The following is a 21,126-nucleotide window of genomic DNA, read 5'->3' as shown; positions in this document are numbered from 1 at the left end:
AACGGCCAATGGCGGGCGGGCAACGGGGCAGCCGACAAGGGCCAGCATGCCGGGGCAAGCCGGAATGACGATGACGCACAGGCCGACGCCACCCCTGCAAGCGACGCTGGTGCAACCACAGACGATCCGGCCGGTTCCCCCTCAAGGTCGGTGACGCCGATCGGCAAGGGTCGGGCCGCCACCGTGCCGATCGACAAGTCGGCGCTGACCCTGTCCGAACCAAGGCGCGAGCGCGATCCGGCGCATCTGCGCCATGTCGCCAGCCGGCCCTGCCTGATCTGCGGGCGCAACCGGGCGCAGGCCCACCACGTCACCTTCGCCCAGCCCAGTGCCATGGGACGGAAGGTATCGGACGCGTTCACCGTGCCGCTGTGTTCGGCCCATCATCGGGCCCTGCATCAGCGCGGCGACGAACGGGCGTTCTGGGCCGAGCACGGCATCGATCCGCTCGAAACGGCCAAGGAGCTCTGGGCGCAGACGCGGGAGCGCGACACACAATCGCTGCCGGACCGTCACGGCGCGGCGGACGCGCAGAAGACCGGTTGAGGCGTTTGCCGCGCTGCGAGGTGGGCGCGATCACGGCAGTTCCGATCCGACCGGCCCTGTTTCAGGCAGCGGCGAGCGGCTCGATGTCCGAGACGTCGACACTCTGGCGCGCCTGCGCCAGATCCCAGGCACGCTGCAGGTTCATCCAGTATTCGGGCGTCGTGCCGAAGACCCGGGCAAGGCGCATTGCCGTATCGGCGGACACGCCCGTGTGGCCTGCAACGAGACGCTCGATGCGGGTACGCGGGACGTGAATGCGCCTTGCCAGCGCGATTGCGCTCAAATCAAGCGGCCCGAGATAGAGTTCGGCGAGCACTTCACCAGGGTGCGATGCATCCGTGAGCCGCGTCATCGCGTTCCTCCTTCAATGATCATCGACGATTTCGACATCGGCGGGACCCTGGTCCGTCCATACGAAACAGATCCGCCATTGCTTGTTGATCCGCAACGCGTGCTGGCCGGCGCGATCTCCCTTGAGCTGTTCGAGCCGGTTGCCGGGTGGAAAACGCAAATCGTCAAGAACCATCGCCGCATCAAGGGCCGACAGCATGGCCCGCGTCCGCATAACCCTATCAGGGGAGAACGCCTTTGCGTATCTGCCCTCCAGCACAGTTGGTGCGCGTTCTCCCTTCGTGCTGACGATCATGGCAACTGTATCATGCTATGATACGTGCCTCCATCCGAAGGAACGCGTTTGACAGACAAACACCCTCAAAACGTTAGATCGAAAGCAAAATGTTCATCTTTTGTTCGATCTTGGACCCTACCGAAGTGATGCGGCGCGCTCGAGCGCATCCCGATAGGCCTCAACGACGATCCTCTCATCGAACTCCTTCTCCATCCTGGCGCGGCCGGCCTGGCCCATCGCCCGTCGCCGGTCCGGGCCTGTCAGAACCCGAGCGCGTACCGCGTTCGGGCTCATTCGACTGGGATCAGTCATCGCTCTCGCTTGCCGTTCGTGCGGCCATGGCACTGCCTGAGGTGGCTTCAGGCGCGTCGGGTTCGCCCGCCTTGGCGCCCTCAGGTGGCCGCGAGTGAGCGATGTCCGCCGAACTGGACGACTCGTCCGGCGCTCCGGCCTCGCGCTGGCCATTGGGGAAATGCGCCATGGAATCGGCCAGAATGCCGGCACAAAGGGCAGCAAGGGTCAGGACGACAGTCGCACCGATAAGCCAGGGATCGTTGATCGCGCGATCGGTCCATTCGGGCTTGATGACCGTTGTCCGGTTGGCAAACCTGTTGATCGTCATCTCACCGCGACCGAGTGCCGTGTAGGCGACCAGGTGGAACGGCACGTTCGACGCCTGGCTCTCGCGGTTGGCGTAAGCGGATATGAAGCCGTAGACCGCCCCCTGCCCCCGGTCGTCGGAAAAGCGAAACCCGACCCGGTCGCCACGATTGAGCTGGCCTGATGCAACCGTCAGCGGATTGTCGCGCCCGGGCAGCGTCTGCCGAATGACGTAATGGCCAGCAACGAGATAGCCGCGCTGGCCAGCCCCTGCCTCGGCACCGATCCTGACCTGCCCCGAAAACGGCAGGCTGCCGCTGCGATAGAACGGCTCCGGCGGCAGCACGATCCGATCGCCCTTTGCAAGCGGCGCGCCGGCGCCCACATCGATGCCATCGCCCTCGGCAACAGCTTCGATATCGGCGATCAAGCTGCCGCCCGGCCCTGCGTGCACGACGACCATTGCACCCTGCGGCCAACGAAACGCCAAAGTCCTGTCGGTCTCGACGGCGTCAAACGAGGCCGGCTCACACATGAGGTCACGCAGCCGGTTGTCGTCTTCGGCCCCCGGCCCGTCAGTCTCACGGCGCTGGCCGCCAAGGTCGAGCCGGCACAGCAACGTACCCGGCGCAAGGCTCCATGTGTTGCGGGCGGTATCGTCGGTGAATGCGACCTCGGCGGAAAATGTCTCGAATTCGGCCAGAAACGACCGGTCCTGCGCTATGAAGTAAAATACGCCCAAGACAAGGGTCGCCAGCAGCACGAGGATCAGGCCGATGATCCGCAACCGTGACAGATGGCGCAGCCTGATGGCCCTTTGAGCGGTCAACATCAGTCAAGAGGGCCGGCATAAATGGTCAGGTCGACCGGATCCTCATAGGCACCGTAGTTGACGCGGTTGATCCTGACCTCAAGCTTTCCGCTGATGCCATCGATGTCGGCAAGGCAAAGACGGTCATAGCCGACAGTGCTCTGCGATCCGGACCGGTCGCACAGCGTGACGGCTTTCTCGCCGGTCTGCGTCGCAACTTCCGCGAAGACCCGTTCGGCGCCCTGGCTGTTCACGTAGACCGCAACGGTGGTGGCGAGTTCGGCTGCGTTCGCGGACAGGGCCGAAAGCGCGAATTCGCTTGAGGGCGCGCTGCATGCCCCCTTGGTCACGGCGAGGGCGAGTTCGGCAACGTTGCGCTTCTTCAGCTCCGTCCAATGCTCGGCGGTGAACCAGGGGCCCGCCGGCGTGCTGTCGCCCAGCCTGACCAGATCGTTGTCGGGCTCGTCAGGGGCATTGTATTCGGCCAATCCTTCAAACAGTGCATCCGGGCTGATCAGGCGCGCGCAAATCGGGTGCGACGCCCAGTCCGCCGGCACAAGGGCAATCAGATCGGGCTTGTTGCCAGGCACCTCGCCGACCAGGGCGACGCCGACGACGATGCGCGCCGCGGAAACCTGGGCGGCTTCGGCCAATTCGCCATAGGGCTCGGGGTCGGTCTTGGGCATCAATGTCGGCAGGTCCTGAGCCGACGCGCCAAACGACGAGCCAAGGAGCCCGAAAGTGCACGATGCGACGGCCGCTTTTTTGCAGAAGTCCATGCGCTCTTTCCCAACCGTGCCAAGACAAGCTAATGTCGTCACAGATCATAACCGCATCTTCGGCCGATGAAAACGGGACGACAAGGGCAGATCATCGCATGAGAAAGACCGTCAACCGTGCGCTGTTCGCGCTCGCAGCCCTTTTTACGACGACGATGGGAGCCGCGACAGAACCGGTTTCGGTCAACAGCCCGGCCGGGCAGGGATTTGCGGTTACCCACAACACGATCTGCTACGTCATCCTGCCCGAGCACGTGCACCTTGGTACGACCGAACTGAGCCTTTCGGCCGGCTCGCCACCGGTCAGGGGTGCCGGTCGCGTCTTTCAGTCGTTCCTGCCGAGCATGGATCTGTCGGTTGCGGTCGTCACGGGCGGACTGACCGAGCGATGCCGGACACGCTTTGAGGACCTGCCGCGCGATATCGTGGACCTGATCTCGCTGGGTGGCGAGACCAGCTTCGTCACCGTCAGCGGGGCGGGCCAGATCGAACGCGTGCAGGGCCACATCGACCTGATTACCTACGAGATGATGGAGATCGAGATCGCCGATGAGGGCGACAGACTGTTTGGTGGACGAAGCGGCGGAATCGTGACTGCCGGCGGCGAGCCGGTCGGCATGATCATCGAAGCCATCACGGACAGGCGGGCGAGAGCCCTGCGCATGGATGCCATCGTGGCCCGCCTTGACCGGCTGCTCGCCAATCGCGGGGAAGCGCCGCCCGCGCCTGCCGATCGGACGGAGGCGGACACGACGATCGGGCTTTTCGGGAAGGCGGGCGACATCGCGGCCTGCTCGGCCGGCCCGGTGCGACCGGAAGCAAGCTGCTGGGCGATGAGGGACGGCGCGCACCCACTGCTCGTCGCACCGGACGACCTGCCGCTGCAGATCGAACTGAGGCTCGAGGGGGGCACGCAGAGCATACGCCGCGTGGAGATGCGCGCGGTTCGCGCGCCCGGATCGACGGTGCCAAGATCGGTGATCGTCGAAAGGCGGGCGGGCAGCCCGGATCGGCCGAGCTGGCTGTCCTTCGGGCGCGCCGACATGACGCCCTTTGGCGAACTGACCTTGGCACACGGCGCCGGTCTGCGAACCGGCGCATTGCGCATAACGATCGTCGATAGCTGGCAGGCCGGAAAAGCGGTCCGCCTCGATTCGATCGCCGTTCGCTAGAAGCTCAGTCGATCAGCGGGATGCGGATCGTGACCGGCGTTCCGCGCCCATTGACCAGAAATGCGCCGGTCAAGGTCCCTGTGTCGTCCAGCTCCATCACCGATGTTCCGACGATATTGAAGCTCCAGTCAGCGGTCATCACCTTTTCGCCGCTCATTCGAAACACGCAATTGCGCCCTTCATGCCATTTCCAGCAATCCTGCTCGGCATCGAAATCGCCGACCACGAACGAGAAATAGCCCGTACGCGCGTCCTGGGTCCAGCTGCCCTTGAACATGCGCAACCAGTCATAGATCTGGGTCAGTTCCGAGTTGTCAGCCGGGATCTCGAATTCAGCGCGCATCGGACCGCCAGCGTCCAGAACGGCGCGGATTGCGGCCGCCCGCAGACGCGGATCGTCCGAGTACAGACCGACTTCCTTGGCCTTGTTGACGAACACCGGATCTCCGCTCCGCAACAGCGCCTCCATCGCGGCGATACGGCGATTGGGATCGGGGTCGGCGAGCAACCGCTCGGCCCGCACCAGTTCGTCCGACCGCTCGCCGATCTGCGCTTCGATTTCATCGAGAACGGAACTGGCCGAAGCCGACATAGCAAGGCTCAGCCAGAAACAGACAAGCAGGCAAGCTCTCATCACGCGGTTCCATACACTGTCGCGATAAATTGGACCGTCCTTCATCGCCACCGCCGCGTCAAGTTCGAAACCGGACATCAAAACTCGATCGGCAGTTCTGCGTCCTCGGCTTGCGTTTGGGTCACAGGGTCGCCCGCCGCGATGCGATCGCGGCTCGCCCGCAAATCGTCCACATAGCCCAGTTCGTCGAACATCCAGGTCATGATCACGGTCGAGGTTTCGGCCGGAATATGCCGTGCCGGCTCGTAGTTCACCATCTGCACGGCCAGCAGGTCCGGGCAGAGCCGCGAACGCAATTGCGGATCATCGAGGCGTTCGGGGCGCAGGTCCGGCCGTGCCCGCAGATGCGGCAGCAGATAGTCGTAAAGCGGCGGCGGCGGTTCCCAGCCATCGCCCTCGACAAGCTGCGACCACAGGTCGGTCTGGCGGCCTTCAACGCTGATCGTGCAGTCATGCTCCAGCGGCTGGTCGGCCCAGATCCAGCGGAAGCCGCCGCGGTAGGCGTTGCCGGCGGGCGCGGTCGCAACAGGCTCGCCATACCGCTCGATCAGCGATCGGCCCAGCGGTCCCTCGCTGACCGATCCGTCCGGCAGGAAGACGACACGGAACGCAGCCACCAGTTCGTCGGGTGCGGCGGGCGGCTCATTGAACAGCGCGATCGCCTCCTTGCCATCGGCGGAAACGAACAGACGGCCGGAACTGTAGGGCATGGGTCCGTCGGTCAGCGTTGCAAGCTGATCGGCGCGATCGGCGGCCAGCACCGTGCCTACATCGATCCGCTCGCGCACGATCGCCTCGGCCTCGGTCAGGGTCATGCCAAGGCGGATGCCCAGAATGTCGCGGCCGGTGGCCGCATCGGATGGGCGCTGTGCACCATCGTCGGACAAGCCGGCCTCGCCCGGCGCGGAGAAGGGATCGTCGTCCAGCAGATGGAGCGGCAGCGGCCGCGGATCCTCAAGGCGCAGGGCGTACAGGTTCTCGCCGGTTTCGGCGTTGACGATGCGCGCCGAGGACACACTCGCCTGAAGGCTTGCGGCCATGCCGTTGAACTGCACCGGTTCGTCGGCGCGGGTGGCCCCCTCGCCCCAGCGCGCATTGAACTCGGCGATCGCGGCACGCGCCTTCTCGGCGCGCGTTTGCGGGAACCGCGAAAGGCGTTCGCCGTCCGCAACGACGAGCCGAAGTTCCAGCATCGCGCCGGCAACGCCTTCGCCGGGCAGGCCGGACAGGCCGGGCACCTTGTCGAGCGCGAAGAACAGATGCTGAAGCGGTCTGGCGCCGGGCACCATGTCGTAGGCATCGCCTTTGAGCCGGCAATAACGATCACCCTGGCGATCGCATTGGGGGCCCGATGCATGCTGTGGCCGGGCGTTCGTCAGGAACAGCGTCGGCTCGGCATAGTGATCGGCGGCCTGCAGCACGATGCAGCGTTGCAGTTCACGGCGGTCGGCCAGGCCGAGCGTTGACGCGCGCGCCGCCAGAGCGGCCGCATCAAGGTCGAGAACCGCGGCCGTGCAATCGCGGCCGTGACGGGTGAACCCGGGGGCGTGAAACGGCGTATTGGGCCGGCCGAAGCGGTCGAGCGCGCCCGGCGGCCAGGGCAGGCGCACGATCACCTGCTGCGGAAGGCTCCGGGCGCGCGCCGCACTCCACTGGCGGAAGGTCGGCAGCATTGCCTGGCGCCGGGCGCCCTCGGGCAGGAAGGCGACATTGGCAAAGAAGGTGCCGCCTTGCGGCGTCGATCCGGCCTGTTCGGCGGCCTTCTCGTAAAGGAAACGCTGCACGAACATGCGCTCGAGATCGGCCTTTTCGACCGTGTCGGACAGATGGCGCAGGCGCAAAAGGTCGACGATCTCCTCGGTCAGCGCCGTGGCGGGCGCATCGGTCGTCACCACATCGGTGACAACCTGCCCGAAATCGCGCGCTGGAACACCGGTGAGATCGGCGCGATCGATCACCGCGCCATCCTCGAGGCGCATGGTGACCTGCTGCGGCGTGATGGCGGTTGCGACATAGGCGCTGCCCTCGACGGTGTAGATGCCGCTGTCGCCGAGCGCGACCTCCAAGTCGAGCCAGAACCGCATGCCGGTCTCGCCGTCCGCGGCGCGGCTGGCGAGCGCGTCATGGGACAAGGCGACATCATAGTCGGACAGCGGTGCGGGCAAAAGCAGGACGCCGCGTTCGCCGACCTGCACGGTGCGATCGGCGCCGCCACCCAGTTCGTTCTGCAACAGCGCGTCCACCCAGCTTGCGGTGCGAGCGCCTGGTCTGTAGGCGCCGACAACGGTCATCCCGCCCAAGTCGCGATCGAGGTTGAACTCGCGCACCGTGTCGATCCTTGCGCCGAGCACGGGCAGGCGATCGCCGTCGCGCCGGTCGAACGTCCGGTCGGCGAGCCGAAACCGGCCCGGCTCGTCGGCGGTCGGCAAATAGTAGAACATGTCCGACCGGATGGTCATGGTGGCCGGCAGGGCGGCGGCGCGGGCGCGCGACCACGCCTTGAAGGCGCCAAGACGCTCGGCGTTGACGGCAAAGTCCGCCCGCGCAAAGAACGGACCCCAGTCGTCATAACGATACCAGTTGCTTCCGACATCGTCGCGATAGATTTCCTGTTCGCGGCGAACGCGCGCCTCGAGCCATTGGCGCCATCGGTCCTCATCGAGGTCAGCGCCGGCGCGCAGGGCGAGCAGGCGCCCCGTCTCGAAATCGTGCCGATAGGGCAGGCGCGGGTCGATCGCCTGGCCGGGATCCTCAAGATAGGCCAGCGGCGCGATCCGGCTGCGATCGAGGGCGTTATCATCGAAGGTGTACAAGATGCGGGCGAGGTCGGCCGGATCGCGCAGGGTGAACGGTCCGATGCGTTCGCCGGTGATGCGCACGGTGTGGCGGTCGCGCCGGCCGTCGGTGACCGTGTCAAGGCTCGCCGTCACATCAACCGGCGCGACAAGGTAGACCGACGGCCGGTCCAAGCGGCTGGCGTCGCCGACCAGGGCCTCGGCCGCCTCGGGCGCCATCGGCCAGTGTGCAGGCAGGCCGCCGGCGCGCACGGACAGTTCGATCCCCGCATCCATCCAGCGGATCTGCGAGGACCCCTGAAGGCGCGCCGGGCGGACGCAACCGTCGCGAAGCGCTGCGACCGGCAGGTTGAAGCGTTCGTTGTCGAAGTCGTATTCGGGCAGCATGATCCGGCAGATCAGCATCATGGACTGGCGCGCGGCGATCGCTTCGCTGCTTGTGCGCGCTGCCGCCGCGGCGGTGATCGCCGTCTCGAGCCGGCGCTGATCGAATTCGTTCAGGCCATGGATGTTGGAGCGATTGGCACTGGCGGCCTCGATATAGGCGGCAAGTTCGAGACCGCGCTCGCCGCTGCGCCGGGTATGGTCGAAGATGCTTGGCACTTCGCCAAGTGCGCGCACGGCGATCTGCCGGATGGTGTCGTTGTGAAGCGTTTGCGCCGTCCAGGGCACGAAGCGATCGCTCGTTCCTGTCTCGGCGGCTTCGCCCAGCAGCATCCGGTAAAAGAAGTAGGGCAGTCTGAACGCGTAATCGAACCGGCTGTCGGCCAGCGACCGGAACGGATCGGGATTGCGGTAAAAGCTGGTGGCATAGAGGGCCGGAAGCCCATCGACGAGCGGCATGCGCGGATCGGCAACCGTGGTGGCCGCACTTTCACCCACTTGTTCGCCATTGCCGAACGCCAGGGCTTGCCCGTCCGTCGGCGGCTCTTGACGCTGCACGCCCGCAGCGCCGTCGATTGAGGGTGCCACGCCGCCTGCGGCAGCAGTGGCGGCGTCGAGTGTCGCGATCCTTGCGGTCATGTGTTCGGCGAGGCATCGCGCATCGCTGCCGCAGCGATCGCGCCGGGCGATCCAGCGGCGCTGCTGCGCGACGAGCGCATCGGCCGCCGCGCCGGCCAGCCGATCGCGGACCGCGGCGTAGCGCTGGCTGAGTTGGCGATCGAGCGCGGCCAGTTGCGCATTGGCGCAGATCGCCCGTTCGGTGGCGGTGCTGGCGCGCGCGCAATCAAAGCTCGGTTCGACGACGGTGTTCGGTGCCGGTGCGGGCTCGGCCATCCGGGTCCGGCTCGTCCATGCCGCCTGGGCCGCGGCGGCGGTGACGGCATTGACCTCGCCGGTCGGATCGAGCCCGTAGGCGCGCTGGAAGGCCATGATGGCACGGCGCGTGCGCGGCCCCATCAGGCCATCGACGGGACCGGGATCGTAACCCAGATCGGCCAGCTGTGCCTGGATTCGGCGCACCATGGCGCGTTGCTCGGACTGGGCGATGCGCGTCGGGCTCGCCTGCGGCGGCTGCGCGGTGCGCTGGTGTTCCTGGCGCTGGATTTCAAGCAGTATTGCGGCGCCACCGCGCAGCAGATCCCCCAATTCCTGAGCCCGGACCTGGCCAGACGTGCTGAGGGCCAGCACAAATGCCAAAACAAAGGGAAATCTGATCAACGCTGACCTCACCCCACCACCTGAGCGGCTATCATGACAAGAACAAGCAGCCGGTTCAAGTTAATGGTGCAAGTCTATTTTGGCGCAAGCTGGACACCTGCAGACAGTCCCGCTCCGGCCGGTCGATCGTGATCGTTGCGGCGCGTGAGGTGCACCGACGCATCGCGAAGCCTGGGTTGTCGACCCAATCACCTGGAGCGTTCGAGCATGAGACCTGACCCGCTCGCGGAGCTTGTTGCTGGCGCCGGCCGACGAATCTCAGCCGTAGGCTGTGCTTCGACGGTGTCCGTCATCGGCTGTTGCGCGCCTGTGGCGATGGTTCCGGCGCGGCCGGACGCCTCGCGCTTTCGTTTATGCGTGCAAGCAACGTGGCACTGCGCCTTGCGGGAGAGCGTGGGAGGCCCCTGGCGATTGGATTGCGGACCGTCAGCGAATGTGGGCGATGCCGACCGGTAGGGCCTCCATTCCAATTCGTGTGCGGTCGCCCAACCTATCGCCTAGTGAGCGCACCGGTCGCGCGCATGCGGACACCCGGGCCGGCCTCATCGTCGGCGTCGATGAAGATGACGCCTCCATCTTCAAGTGCTTGTTGGAGTCTGACGACGGTCTCGATCATACCTGAGACTCTGCCGCTGCTTCTCTCGGCCCTCTGAACTGTCGCAAACCCCAGATTTGCCCGCTTTGCCAATTCCGACTGGCTCCAGCCAAGCATAGCTCGTGCGCCGCGGATCTGCTCGCCCGTGAGCATCCGTCACGACGCCGAAAACAGCATTGATTTTCTGCCTATCATGATTTATTTTAATTCTCACAAGATTTAATTTTCGAGGACACGATGAACAAGATCGAATTCGAACTCGCCCACTTCACGGCACTCCGCCAGGAGCTGCTCAAGGCCCACCCCGATCTGGACGACGAAACGCTCGCCGACACGCTCGAGGGCGCGACCGACCTGCATGAAGCGATCGCCCGCCTGGTCCGCTCGGCGCTCGATGATGAAGACCTGCTGGTCGGACTGAAGGCGCGGATCGGCGAACTGAAGGGCCGGCTCGAACGGATCGGGCGCCGGGCGGAGGCCAAGCGGGCCGTGGCGCGCGCGGCCATGGATGAAGCGGGAATCGACAAGATCATGGCGCCGGACTTTACGGCCAGTTTGCGTGCGGCGCCACCCAAACTGGTCATCACCGATGAGGCGCGCATTCCCGAGTGGTTCTTCATCCCGCAGCCGGCCCGGCTGGATCGCGCCGGCCTGCGCGATGCCCTGAAGGCGGGCACCGGTGTTGACGGGGCAGCGCTGTCCAATCCCGAACCGTGCCTGTCGGTGAGGGTGAAGTGATGGGGTTTTCCGACAGGCAGACCCGCCAGCTGCGCGCCAAGCTCAAGCCGCGCCATGTCAGAAGCCGCTCCGAGAACGGGGCGGTCTGGCACTATCTGGAAGGCTGGCACGTGATCGCCGAGGCCAACCGGATCTTCGGCTTCGATGGCTGGCATCGGCAGACCGTCGAAAGCCAGTGCGTCCATACCAAGCATCAGGGCATGCGGTATGTCGCGGTCTATGTCACGCGGGTGCGGGTGACCGTGCGCGCGGCCGGCCAGGACATCGTCCGGGAAGGCTCGGGGGCGGGTGAAGCCAATGCCGTCTCGCCGGGCCAGGCGCACGAATTCGCGCTGAAAGCCGCCGAGACGGACGCGACCAAACGGGCATTGATGACCTTCGGCAATGCGTTCGGGCTGTCGCTGCATGCGGGGCACCCGGTCAAGGCCGGGCCGGGCATGGGCAACGGCGCGATGCCGGACACCGGCGGCCAGCCACGCGGGGCGAACGGCCAATGGCGGGCGGGCAACGGGGCAGCCGACAAGGGCCAGCATGCCGGGGCAAGCCGGAATGACGATGACGCGTCGACCGACGCCACCCCTGACAGCCCTGCAAGCGACGCTGGTGAACCCTCAGACGATCCGCCGGCGGCTTCCCTCTCAAGGCCGGTGACGCCGATCGGCAAGGGTCGCGCCGCCACCGTGCCGATCGACAAGTCGGCGCTGACCCTGTCCGAACCAAGGCGCGAGCGCGATCCGGCGCATCTGCGCCATGTCGCCAGCCGGCCCTGCCTGATCTGCGGGCGCAACCGGGCGCAGGCCCACCACGTCACCTTCGCCCAGCCCAGTGCCATGGGACGGAAGGTGTCGGACGCGTTCACCGTGCCGCTGTGTTCGGCCCATCACCGGGCGCTGCATCAGCGCGGCGACGAACGGGCGTTCTGGGCCGAGCATGGCATCGATCCGCTCGAAACGGCCAAGGAGCTGTGGGCGCAGACGCGCGAGCGCGACAAACATTCGGTGCCGGAGCGTCACGGCGCGGCGGGCGCGCAGAAGACCGGTTGAGCGGTTTATCGCGGTGCGATGCAGGCGCGATCGCGGCAGTTCCGATCCGACCGGCCCTGTTTCAGGCGGCCGCGAGCGGCTCGATGTCGGAGACGTCGACACTCTGGCGCGCCTGCGCCAGATCCCAGGCACGCCGCAGGTTCATCCAGTATTCGGGGGTCGTGCCAAAGACCCGCGCAAGGCGCATTGCGGTGTCGGCGGACACGCCCGTGTGGCCTGCAACGAGACGCTCGATGCGCGTGCGCGGGACGTGAATGCGAGCAAAATGTTCATCTTTTGTTCGTCGTCGAGCCCTACCGATTTGATGCGGCGCGCGCAAGCGCATCCCGATAGGCCTCGACGACGATCCTCTGATCGAACTCCCGCTCCATCCTGACGCGGCCGGCCTGGCCCATCGCCCGTCGCCGGTCCGGGCCAAGCGCGATCATGGCCAGCATCTTCTCGGCCAGATCGTCGGCGTCGCGCACCCGGCACAAGAGCCCCGTCGCGCGATCGTCGACCACCTGCCGGCAGCCGGGCACGTCCGTCGCGATGACCGGCCGGGCCATGGCGGAGGCCTCGAGCAGGGTCCGTGGCGTGCCCTCGCGATAGGACGGCAGCACCACGCAATCGGCGTCGGCAATGAAGGGGCGCACATCGTCCGTCGCGCCCAGATGCTCGATCACCCCTTCCTCCTGCCAGGCTTGCACGGTCTCAGGGTCGATGGCCGAGCGGTTCTCGGCGCCCAACTGGCCAAGGATCTGAAACCGCGCCTCGGGATGGCTTGTCCTGACCCGCCGTGCGGCCTCGACGAATTCGACGACGCCCTTGTCGCGCAAGAGGCGCCCGATCAAAAGGAAGGTCAGCGCGGTTGAGGCCTCTTGGCGCTCCGGCGGCGCGAAGTGGTCCAGATCGATCCCGGAACCCGGCACTAGGCGCACCTGGTCTTCGCGCACAAGCCGCCGCTCGACAAACAGATCGCGGTCATCGCCGTTTTGAAAGAACACGGTCGGTGCCCTGTAAAAGGCGGTGCGGTGCAGGGTCTCGGCGATGCGCCGCAGGGCCGGGCCGGACAAAAACGCCGTTCCCAGCCCGGTGACATTGGGAAGCGCGGGGATGGTAAGCCGCCGCGCCGCCAGGCCGCCATAGACATTGTTCTTGATCGTGTAGCTCAAGATGGCGTCGGGGCGGAGCCGGCGAAAGTGATCCACGTAGCGGCGCATCAGGGCCAGATCGCGATGCGGGGCGACACCTTTCAGGTCCATCGTCAGCGGCACGACATCACAGCCCATCGCCCCGAGGCGCTCGGCGGTGTCATCGAACGGCGCGAGGACGGTGACCTGATGGCCATCGGCAATCAGATCGGCGATGAGGGCGCGTCGGAAATTATAGGCGTTCCACGCCGCATTGACCGTCAGGAGGACGTGCAAGCAAGCCTCAGCGCTCAAGCAAGCGCATCAGATAGCGCCCGTAGTCGTTCTTGGCGAAACGCTCGGCCTGCCGCGCCAGTGCTGACGTATCGATCCAGCCGGCGCGGTAGGCGATCTCCTCAGGGCAGCCCACCTGCAGGCCCTGTCGGTTTTCGAGCGTGCGCACGAAATTGCCCGCATCGAGCAGGCTGGCATGCGTGCCGGTATCGAGCCAGGCATAGCCGCGGCCCATGGTCTGAACGGAGAGCTGTCCCTCATCGAGATACATCTGCAGCAGCGCGGTGATCTCCAGTTCGCCGCGGGCCGAGGGGACGACGCTCCTGGCTCGCTCGGGCGCGGTGCCGTCGAGGAAGTAAAGCCCCGTGACCGCGAAATTCGATGGCGGGGTCTGGGGCTTTTCGATGAGGGTTTGCGCCTTGCCGTCTTCATCGAAGCCGACAACACCATAGCGCTCGGGGTCCGACACCTGATAGCCGAAGACCGTGCCGCCCTCGATCGTGCGATCGGCATCGGCCATCAGCTCGGGCAGGCCATGACCGAAGAAGATGTTGTCGCCAAGGACCATGGCCGACGGCGCGCCGTTGAGAAACGCGTCGGCGATCAGATAGGCCTGGGCCAGGCCTTCGGGCGCGGGCTGGACGAGATAGGTCAGATCGATGCCCCAGGCCGCGCCGTCGCCGAGAAGACGCTGGAACTGGCTCTGGTCATCCGGTGTCGTGATGATGGCGATCTGCCGTATCCCGGCCAGCATCAATACCGAAAGCGGATAGTAGATCATCGGCTTGTCATAGACCGGCAGGAGCTGCTTGGAGACGCCCATGGTGATCGGCCACAGACGCGTGCCCGACCCGCCGGCCAGAATGATGCCCTTGCGTTCGCTCATGGCGCTCCCAATTCGTCCAGGACCGCATCGAGGCCCTCTCGCCAGTCCGGCCGCGCCAGGCCAAAATCGGTCTCAAGCGTCCTGCAGTCGAGCCGGCTGTTGAGCGGTCTTGCGGCGGGGGTCGGATAGTCCGTTGTGGGGATGTCGACCACTTCGACCGAATGGCCGGTCCTGGCAAAGATCGCGCGCGCAAAACCCGCCCAGCTGACGTCCGGCTGACCGGCAAAATGATGGATCCCCTGGCCCGGTGCACCTCGCCTGAGATGCTCGGCAATGGCATAAACGGCATCGGCGATCGCCGCGGCCGGGGTGGGGCCGCCGACCTGATCGCCGACGATCCGCAGTGTATCGTGGTCTGCCGCGAGGCGCCGCATGGTCTTGACGAAATTCTGGCCATGGGCGGAAAACACCCAGGCGGTGCGCAGGATCACATGCGGTCCCCCTGCCCCGGCCACCGCGACCTCGCCATCGCGCTTGCTTTGTCCGTAAACGCCGAACGGGCAGGTCTCCTCCTCGGGCTTCCACGGCGTCTGCCCGGTTCCGTCAAACACATAGTCCGTTGACAGATGCACGAACGGTATGCCGGCGCGCGCCGCGGCCTTTGCCATCGCGCCGGGTGCTGCGGCATTGACTTGAAAGGCGAGGTCAGGCTCGCTCTCGGCGCGATCGACGGCCGTATAGGCGGCCGCATTGATGATGACATCGGCGTCCGCGCCGGCGATGATTGCCGCGCATGCGGCCGGATCGGTCAGATCCGCGTCATCACGACCCAAGGCGGTCAACTGCCAATCGCCCGGACAGCGCCGTTGCAGTTCCGTCGCGACCTGTCCCGTCCTGCCAAAGACGAGCGCTCTCACCGGCGCGTTCCAAGACGCTCGCCAACCCCCCCGCGTTCAAGAAGCGATCGCCACCAGGTCTCGTTCGAAAGATACCAGTCCACGGTCCGTTCGAGCCCTTGTTCGAGTGACACGGAGGGCCGCCATCCCAGTTCTGTCCGAATGCGCGACGGGTCGATCGCATAGCGCAGATCGTGGCCGGGACGGTCGTCAACGAATTCAATCAGGCGATCGTGCGGGTCGGACCGATCGAGCCGCGTGTCGAGGATCGCGCAGATCATCCGCACGAGATCGATATTGCGCGCTTCGTTCTCGCCGCCAATGTTGTAGCAGCGCCCGATCCGTCCGTTTTCGAGAACGGTCAGAAGCGCATCGGCATGGTCTTCCACGAAAAGCCAGTCACGAACGTTCTCGCCGGCGCCGTAGACAGGGATTTTGTCTCCGGCCAGCGCCTTGAGGATAACGACAGGGATGAGCTTTTCGGGGAATTGATAGGGGCCGTAATTGTTCGAGCAGTTGGTGATGATGGTGGGCAGACCGTAGGTCTCGCACCAGGCGCGCACCAGGTGATCCGACGCGGCCTTGGAGGCCGAATAGGGGCTGTTGGGCGCATAGGGCGTCGCTTCGGTGAAATGGCCGTGCGAGCCGAGCGAGCCATAGACCTCGTCGGTCGACACGTGGACGAAGCGAAAGGCGTCCGGCTTTCCCGACCTGATCCAGTACGCGCGTGCTGCCTCGAGGAGGTTGTAGGTGCCCGCGATGTTGGTCTCGATGAAGGCGCTCGGCCCGTCGATCGACCGGTCGACATGGCTTTCGGCAGCCAGATGGATGACCGCATCGGGTTCGTGTCGCGCGAAGATGTCTTTGAGCCGGGTCGGATCGCGGATGTCGGCCTTCTCGAAATGGTAGTCGGCGCTGCCCTCGACCTCACGGACATTGTCGAGACACGCGGCATAGGTCAGCGCATCGAGATTGATGACGGCATGGCCCTTTTGTGGGGCCTGTCGGACAACGGCCGATCCGATGAAGCCGGCACCGCCGGTTACGAGCAGGCGCATCGGCTCACTCCGTGAAGGTGAAGGGACTTTTCAGCGCAGCAAACAAGGGGGCAGCCCGGTCCTTGTCCGACACGACGGCCCTGGCCGGATCGACGCCCCAGTCGATGGCAAGGTCGGGATCGTCAAAGCGTATGGCACCCTCGCTGTCCGGCGCGTAGTAGCCGCTGCACTTGTAGATGATCTCGGTGTCGGGTTCGAGCGTGGCAAAACCATGCGCGAATCCTTCGGGAATGAACAATTGCCGTCCGTTTTCGAAGCTCAGTTCCGCGCCGTACCACTGACCGTAGGTTGGCGACCCGCGCCGGATATCGACGGCCACATCGAGAAGCCTCCCCCGACCGCAGCGCACCAGCTTGGCCTGGGCGTGCGGCGGTGCCTGAAAGTGAAGCCCGCGGATCGTGCCCGCAGATCGCGACAGCGAGTGGTTGTCCTGGACGAAGTCCGCCTCGATGCCGGCCTCGGCGAAGCTGGCCTTGTTCCAGACTTCGCAAAAGAAGCCCCGCTCGTCACCGAAACGCGTGGACACGATGACGCGCAGCTCCGGAATGGGGGGCTTCTCAATGGCCGGCACGAAAGGCGTGCTCCTGCGTTGATTTCGCCACTCTGCGGCGCATGACCGATGTGGCGCTTGAACTACTCTGGGAACCAGCGATGCTTATCCGAAACGCATTTGATAGGGAAGATAACAGTGCTGGAAATGCCAGGAGAGCTGCGTCCACGTGAAGAAGACAAGCGTGAGTAGCGCGTAGGGCGCGAGCGTCATCATCGTACTTCGCCGTGCAGGGAACAAATAGGGTATTCGGGCAAAAATCATCAACTGAATTGGAATGAGATAGTAGCCGAATCGATCTCCAATCACAGTCGAAACAAAAAAGAGCGAAAAGAAGGCAACCATGAGCCATGCGCCAATGCTGGCCAGCTTGTAGTCCTCGGGGAAATGGCGGCGCCATGGTCGTCGGAGATACAAAAGAAAACCGATGCCCGTCAGCGTCAGCAAGCCCAGGCGAAACGCCGAGCCAGCGGCATCAACATCGCGCACGATATAGCGAGAAACGGCAAGGTCTGCGGCTGGCGTATCCAAGAGAAAAAACAAGCCCGGCACAGACAAGATGCCTGCCACGATGAAGCTATTGATCGAATAGCGGCTGACAACGAACGGCGCCAGAAGCAGAAACATCATCGCGCTGGAATGAAACAGCGAACCGAGTAGAAGAAGGGTGACGTAGCGGATCAGCTTCCTGTCGATGAAGGCCGAATAAGCCATGCAGACAAAGCCGATTGCAACCGCCTGACGGATCGCCGACATCGGCATGTTTATGACCAGGACCGGAAAGGCCAGAACCAAAAAAGCCACCGGATTCGGCTGCCGCTTGGCCAGTGTGTGAAAGCCAAAGAAAAAGATCGCCGATGTTGCGACGTTCAGATAGGTGTAGGAAAGCCCCAGCCGTTGGATCAGCGTAATCAGCGCCCAGTGGGCCGGTTCTCGCGACTCCAATGCGTCCTGAAAGGAGCGACGGGCCTGAATGTCGAAATTGACGCCGTAGCCGCTCCAATCGCAGCCGACCTGATAGCGGAAGCCGGAAAAAATGAACATGGCGATGAGCAGAGACCAATAGACCACCTGCCTGGTCGTGCGATCGCCCCATGCCGCTCGATTTGCTACGAGCATAAACCCAAATGTGAAGTAATAAGTCAGCATGGATCACGCGAATATTTGAAAAATGCCAGAAAGCGCGGACATTCATTTCTGGCCAACTCTGTTCAGCTCGATGAGTTCTCGAAACATTGCGGCAACGCGCGGCCCTTGCACCTGAAGCGAGTACCAGCTTTCCACTTTCTTGCGGCCTTGCGCGCCCATCTTCTTGCGCAGATCCGGGTTGGCCGCCAGTGTCGTTAGAGCCTCATGCCACTCACGGTCCGTGGCGGCCAAAAAACCGTTCGTGCCATGCTCGACGATCTCCCTGTTCGCACCGACGGGCGACGCCACAACAGGCAAACCACATGCCATATACTGGATCAGCTTGTAGCCGCATTTGCCGCGTGTCCATGGCGTATCGGGCAGTGGCATGATGCCGATGTCCATATTCTGAAGCAGTTCGATTTCAGTCTTCTCAGACCAGTCGCAGAATTCATAACCCGCCTTCGCCTCCCTGAAATGTGCGCCAACGACACGAATGGTAGCGACACGTTGTTCGACGAGCGAATCGAGGAGCGGTACCAATAGGGAGGCGTGAGAGCGCCAGGTGGACGGCATTCCGATCCAACCAATCACCGTCGCTTTGGTTGACGTGGTCTCTCGCCTGCACGGCTGATAGGCCTGCATATCAACGACCGTTGGTACGATCTCCACTGAGCGGGCGCCGGCCCGCCTAGCTCGTGCCGCAAGATAGCCATTGCCCGCGGTTACCAAAGACGCCTGCGCCATAATGCGATCAATCTTGGCTCCGAATATCGTACGAACCAACGCTTGGTCATGATGATCGTAGCGATGAAAGATTGCGTCATCGTAGTCAGTGATGATTGGCGTAAGTCGTCCCGTTAACAGCCTCTCAAGCCAGCCCGGCCACCAGGGAAACGACTCTTTTTCGAGCCAAACAAGGTCAGGGCTTTTGGCCCGCCTCAGCACATGAATCCGACGCAGATAGCTCCTGATCGCCGTCGCACGGCCACTGCCTCCTGCATAGATACGCTTCAGATATGAATCTTCAAAGAAGGGCGCGTATTGCACCGCAAATCCGGCGTCCATCAGATGGGAGGCATATTGCTGTGTCCGCAAGCGGCTGCTGGCGCCGAGCCGATCATACCGAGAGAGCACCAGAAGCGTGTATTGCTTTTGCGATGCAACCAAGATTGTAGCGCTACTGTCGCTGCCGACGTTCACAAATCTGTCTGTAGACGTCGCGATAGTCACTTCTTCGCGCGTGAAGCGAAAACACCTCTTCAAAAGCGCGGCGGCAACGGGCAGTCAGATCGGGAACTGCCACAGTCAGATCCGCTCGGAAAGCCTCATCTGTGCCACCCTTTTCCAAACAGTAAAAATGGGAAAAAGTATGGATCGCGATTTCTCGCTTTGGATGACTCGCGATTTTTGATATCAGTGAATCCGCAAAACTATAAGAATAGTCTTTCTCGTCTTTTCCGACTTCATCTAAATAGGAATAATTTGAATACTTTTCGCTTTCATATGTTGGCCGCAGCGCCTCAGAGGCTGTCCTGAAACTCGGGGAAGACTGGATGGCCGGGTCCGAATGTGATTCCAAACGGTTGTCAAAGCCAGGTTGGAGAGCCTCATGTGGACACCGGCCACCCGTCGGCAGCATAGCCGCGATCATCTGCGTTATGGAAGCGATCTGAGTGATGCGGAATGGGAAATTATCGCCCCATTCATGCCCGCGCCGGCCAGGACCGGCCGACCGCGCCAATGGCCGATGCGAGAGATCATGAATGCCATCTTCTACGTGCTGCGCGGCGGCATCACATGGCGGCTCTTTCCGCCGTGGCCGACCGTCTATCGATGGTTCGCGGCCTTTCGCGACGGTTCGCTGTTCGAGAAGATCAACCACGCACTGGTCATGGCGGATCGCGAACGTGCCGGCCGCGACGCCCACCCGTCCGCCGCAATCATCGACAGATGGGATGGTTGCCGCCCTCCCCAGACGGCATCGCGATGTGCCAGCATGGTAATCTATGAGCCATGAAGCGGAGAGGACGGCGAAATGAAGGATATGATGATTGGGGTGGATCTGGCAAAGCGAGTTTTCCAGGTTCATGGAGCATTGTCGAACGGCGAGGTGCAGTTTCGCAAGAAGCTGACACGCCAACAGTTTCGGGTGTTCATGGAGAAGCAGGCGCCAAGCCTGGTGATTTTCGAAGCCTGCAGCAGCGCGAGTTGCTGGGCTCGCGAGATCGAAGGCCTTGGCCACGAGGTTAAACTGATCGCGCCGCAGTACGTTCGGCCGTTCGTCAAGCGGCAAAAGAATGATGCAGCCGATGCCGAGGCGATCGTCATTGCTGCTCGCCAGCCCGAGATGCGCTTTGTTGCGCCAAAGACTGTCGAGCAGCAGGCGCGGGCTGCTATATTCCGGGGTCGGGATCGACTGGTCCGATAACGCACTGAAGATGTGAACGCCCTGCGAGCTGTCCTCTATGAACACGGATATGTCTTTCCTGCGGGGCTGGTCCACCTGAAGCGCATGGAGGCACTTGTGGAGGAGACCTGCGAGTTGCCCGCCACTATCCGCGAGGAATGCCGGGATCTCCTGGCGCAGATTGCAGAGAAGACAGGAAGGATCGCAGCGCGGGACAAGAAGCTGAAGGATCTGGCCGCCCAGTCAGACACGGCTCGGCGCCTGCAGACCATGCCGGGCGTGGGTCCGTTGACGGCCCTGGCTGTCGAGGCATTCAGTCCCGACATGGCGCAGTTCAAATGTGGGCGCAATTCTGCGGCTTGGCTGGGGCTTGTCCCGCGACAGCATTCACCTGGCGGAAAGGAGCGCCTTGGGCGAATCTCGAAGGCGGGACAGGCCGATATCCGGCGGCTTCTGATTATCGGTGCGATGACGCGGTTGTTGGGCAGTGCACGTCGCAAGATATTGGCTGAGAGCTGGATAGAGCGGATGTTGGCGAGGAAACCGAAGATGCTGGTCGCAATCGCACTGGCCAACAAGATGGCCCGGCAGATCTGGGCGATGCTGACGAAGAACGAAGTCTACAGGGTTCCGGCGGTGGCATGAGCTTCCTATCAGGATCACTCAGCGCCGGCGCCGAGGGGAGCGTGAGAAGTCGATGACCTGAATGGGCGTAACGATTGAACAGATCTGGGTCAGGAAAACCAGCCTTTGGCTACGTGCCTCCAAGCACGGGACTGTCAGGAATTTCGTGCTTGAGGCCATGATGATGGAAAGGAGAATCATCACATGGCCATTGAGAAGGAACTA

At 63.7% G+C, this 21,126-nt stretch carries 17 protein-coding genes and 5 pseudogenes; 6 read left to right on the top strand and 16 right to left on the bottom strand.

The window, feature by feature from the left end:
• Positions 1 to 546: pseudogene (locus RBB34_RS18890) on the top strand (hypothetical protein); the annotation flags it as partial.
• 61 nt (positions 547 to 607) lie between these two features.
• Here RBB34_RS18890 and RBB34_RS18885 read toward each other — a convergent pair.
• The 4 genes from RBB34_RS18885 to RBB34_RS18870 all read right to left on the bottom strand — a co-directional run bounded on the left by RBB34_RS18885 (position 608) and on the right by RBB34_RS18870 (position 3,406).
• Positions 608 to 898, bottom strand: a complete 291-nt coding sequence (locus tag RBB34_RS18885; RefSeq protein WP_306120793.1) for a HigA family addiction module antitoxin — start codon at positions 896 to 898, stop codon at positions 608 to 610.
• A gap of 12 nt (positions 899 to 910) precedes the next feature.
• Positions 911 to 1,192 (bottom strand): type II toxin-antitoxin system RelE/ParE family toxin, encoded by a 282-nt coding sequence (locus RBB34_RS18880; RefSeq protein ID WP_306120792.1) that lies wholly within the window; start codon positions 1,190 to 1,192, stop codon positions 911 to 913.
• Positions 1,193 to 1,478: 286 nt separating this feature from the next.
• Positions 1,479 to 2,606 carry a hypothetical protein gene (locus tag RBB34_RS18875; protein ID WP_306120791.1) on the bottom strand — a complete coding sequence of 376 codons (1,128 nt, stop codon included), beginning with the start codon at positions 2,604 to 2,606 and terminating at the stop codon, positions 1,479 to 1,481.
• Positions 2,606 to 3,406: a hypothetical protein gene (locus RBB34_RS18870; RefSeq protein ID WP_306120790.1), complete on the bottom strand. Its 801-nt coding sequence runs from the start codon at positions 3,404 to 3,406 to the stop codon at positions 2,606 to 2,608. Before RBB34_RS18870 ends, RBB34_RS18875 begins: the two co-directional genes overlap by 1 nt.
• 56 nt (positions 3,407 to 3,462) lie before the next feature.
• Here RBB34_RS18870 and RBB34_RS18865 point away from each other — a divergent pair, with 56 nt between their 5' ends.
• Complete coding sequence (locus RBB34_RS18865; RefSeq protein WP_306120789.1) at positions 3,463 to 4,536, top strand: hypothetical protein; 1,074 nt, start codon at positions 3,463 to 3,465, stop codon at positions 4,534 to 4,536.
• 4 nt (positions 4,537 to 4,540) lie between these two features.
• Here the strand turns inward: RBB34_RS18865 and RBB34_RS18860 are convergent, their stop codons facing one another.
• The 4 genes and pseudogenes from RBB34_RS18860 to RBB34_RS18845 all read right to left on the bottom strand — a co-directional run bounded on the left by RBB34_RS18860 (position 4,541) and on the right by RBB34_RS18845 (position 10,375).
• Entirely contained in the window at positions 4,541 to 5,221 is a 681-nt protein-coding gene (locus tag RBB34_RS18860) for a HEAT repeat domain-containing protein (RefSeq protein ID WP_306120788.1), read from the bottom strand.
• A gap of 26 nt (positions 5,222 to 5,247) precedes the next feature.
• Positions 5,248 to 9,180 (bottom strand): annotated as a pseudogene (locus RBB34_RS18855) (lysozyme inhibitor LprI family protein); the annotation flags it as partial.
• A gap of 105 nt (positions 9,181 to 9,285) precedes the next feature.
• Positions 9,286 to 9,429 (bottom strand): annotated as a pseudogene (locus RBB34_RS18850) (peptidoglycan-binding domain-containing protein); the annotation flags it as partial.
• 688 nt (positions 9,430 to 10,117) lie between these two features.
• A complete protein-coding gene (locus tag RBB34_RS18845) occupies positions 10,118 to 10,375 on the bottom strand; it encodes a helix-turn-helix transcriptional regulator (protein ID WP_306120787.1) in 258 nt (85 codons plus the stop codon).
• 84 nt (positions 10,376 to 10,459) lie between these two features.
• Between RBB34_RS18845 and RBB34_RS18840 the strand changes: the two genes are divergently transcribed.
• Together RBB34_RS18840 and RBB34_RS18835 are read left to right on the top strand one after the other, a co-directional pair.
• Positions 10,460 to 10,960, top strand: a complete 501-nt coding sequence (locus RBB34_RS18840) for a siphovirus Gp157 family protein (RefSeq protein WP_306120786.1) — start codon at positions 10,460 to 10,462, stop codon at positions 10,958 to 10,960.
• A complete protein-coding gene (locus RBB34_RS18835) occupies positions 10,960 to 12,003 on the top strand; it encodes a Rad52/Rad22 family DNA repair protein (RefSeq protein WP_306120785.1) in 1,044 nt (347 codons plus the stop codon). Before RBB34_RS18840 ends, RBB34_RS18835 begins: the two co-directional genes overlap by 1 nt.
• A gap of 61 nt (positions 12,004 to 12,064) precedes the next feature.
• Here RBB34_RS18835 and RBB34_RS18830 read toward each other — a convergent pair whose 3' ends face one another.
• The 8 genes from RBB34_RS18830 to RBB34_RS18795 form a co-directional block, all read right to left on the bottom strand.
• On the bottom strand, positions 12,065 to 12,328 hold the full coding sequence (locus RBB34_RS18830; protein ID WP_306120784.1) for a HigA family addiction module antitoxin: 264 nt from the start codon (positions 12,326 to 12,328) through the stop codon (positions 12,065 to 12,067).
• Positions 12,297 to 13,412 carry a glycosyltransferase family 4 protein gene (locus RBB34_RS18825; protein WP_306120783.1) on the bottom strand — a complete coding sequence of 372 codons (1,116 nt, stop codon included), beginning with the start codon at positions 13,410 to 13,412 and terminating at the stop codon, positions 12,297 to 12,299. The genes RBB34_RS18830 and RBB34_RS18825 overlap by 32 nt, the downstream gene beginning before the upstream one ends.
• Positions 13,413 to 13,419: 7 nt before the next feature.
• Positions 13,420 to 14,295 (bottom strand): glucose-1-phosphate thymidylyltransferase RfbA, encoded by an 876-nt coding sequence (gene rfbA, locus RBB34_RS18820; RefSeq protein WP_306120782.1) that lies wholly within the window; start codon positions 14,293 to 14,295, stop codon positions 13,420 to 13,422.
• Positions 14,292 to 15,152, bottom strand: coding sequence for a dTDP-4-dehydrorhamnose reductase (rfbD, locus tag RBB34_RS18815; protein WP_306120781.1), 861 nt, complete (start codon positions 15,150 to 15,152; stop codon positions 14,292 to 14,294). The genes rfbA and rfbD overlap by 4 nt, the downstream gene beginning before the upstream one ends.
• Positions 15,149 to 16,189 carry a dTDP-glucose 4,6-dehydratase gene (rfbB, locus tag RBB34_RS18810; protein ID WP_306120780.1) on the bottom strand — a complete coding sequence of 347 codons (1,041 nt, stop codon included), beginning with the start codon at positions 16,187 to 16,189 and terminating at the stop codon, positions 15,149 to 15,151. The genes rfbD and rfbB overlap by 4 nt, the downstream gene beginning before the upstream one ends.
• Positions 16,190 to 16,193: 4 nt before the next feature.
• Positions 16,194 to 16,760, bottom strand: coding sequence for a dTDP-4-dehydrorhamnose 3,5-epimerase (rfbC, locus tag RBB34_RS18805; RefSeq protein ID WP_306120779.1), 567 nt, complete (start codon positions 16,758 to 16,760; stop codon positions 16,194 to 16,196).
• Positions 16,761 to 16,844: 84 nt separating this feature from the next.
• Positions 16,845 to 17,888: an EpsG family protein gene (locus tag RBB34_RS18800; protein WP_306120778.1), complete on the bottom strand. Its 1,044-nt coding sequence runs from the start codon at positions 17,886 to 17,888 to the stop codon at positions 16,845 to 16,847.
• A gap of 42 nt (positions 17,889 to 17,930) precedes the next feature.
• Positions 17,931 to 19,070 (bottom strand): glycosyltransferase family 4 protein, encoded by a 1,140-nt coding sequence (locus RBB34_RS18795; protein WP_306120777.1) that lies wholly within the window; start codon positions 19,068 to 19,070, stop codon positions 17,931 to 17,933.
• A gap of 409 nt (positions 19,071 to 19,479) precedes the next feature.
• On the opposite strand from RBB34_RS18795, the pseudogene RBB34_RS18790 reads away from it, so the two are divergent.
• Together RBB34_RS18790 and RBB34_RS18785 are read left to right on the top strand one after the other, a co-directional pair.
• Positions 19,480 to 19,818 (top strand): annotated as a pseudogene (locus RBB34_RS18790) (transposase); the annotation flags it as partial.
• A gap of 87 nt (positions 19,819 to 19,905) precedes the next feature.
• Positions 19,906 to 20,922: pseudogene (locus tag RBB34_RS18785) on the top strand (IS110 family transposase).
• Positions 20,923 to 21,126: the final 204 nt, after the last annotated feature.

The organism is Roseitalea sp. MMSF_3546 (assembly GCF_030732865.1).
GTDB lineage: Bacteria > Pseudomonadota > Alphaproteobacteria > Rhizobiales > Rhizobiaceae > Roseitalea.
This window is presented reverse-complemented; position numbering and strand designations above follow the sequence as displayed.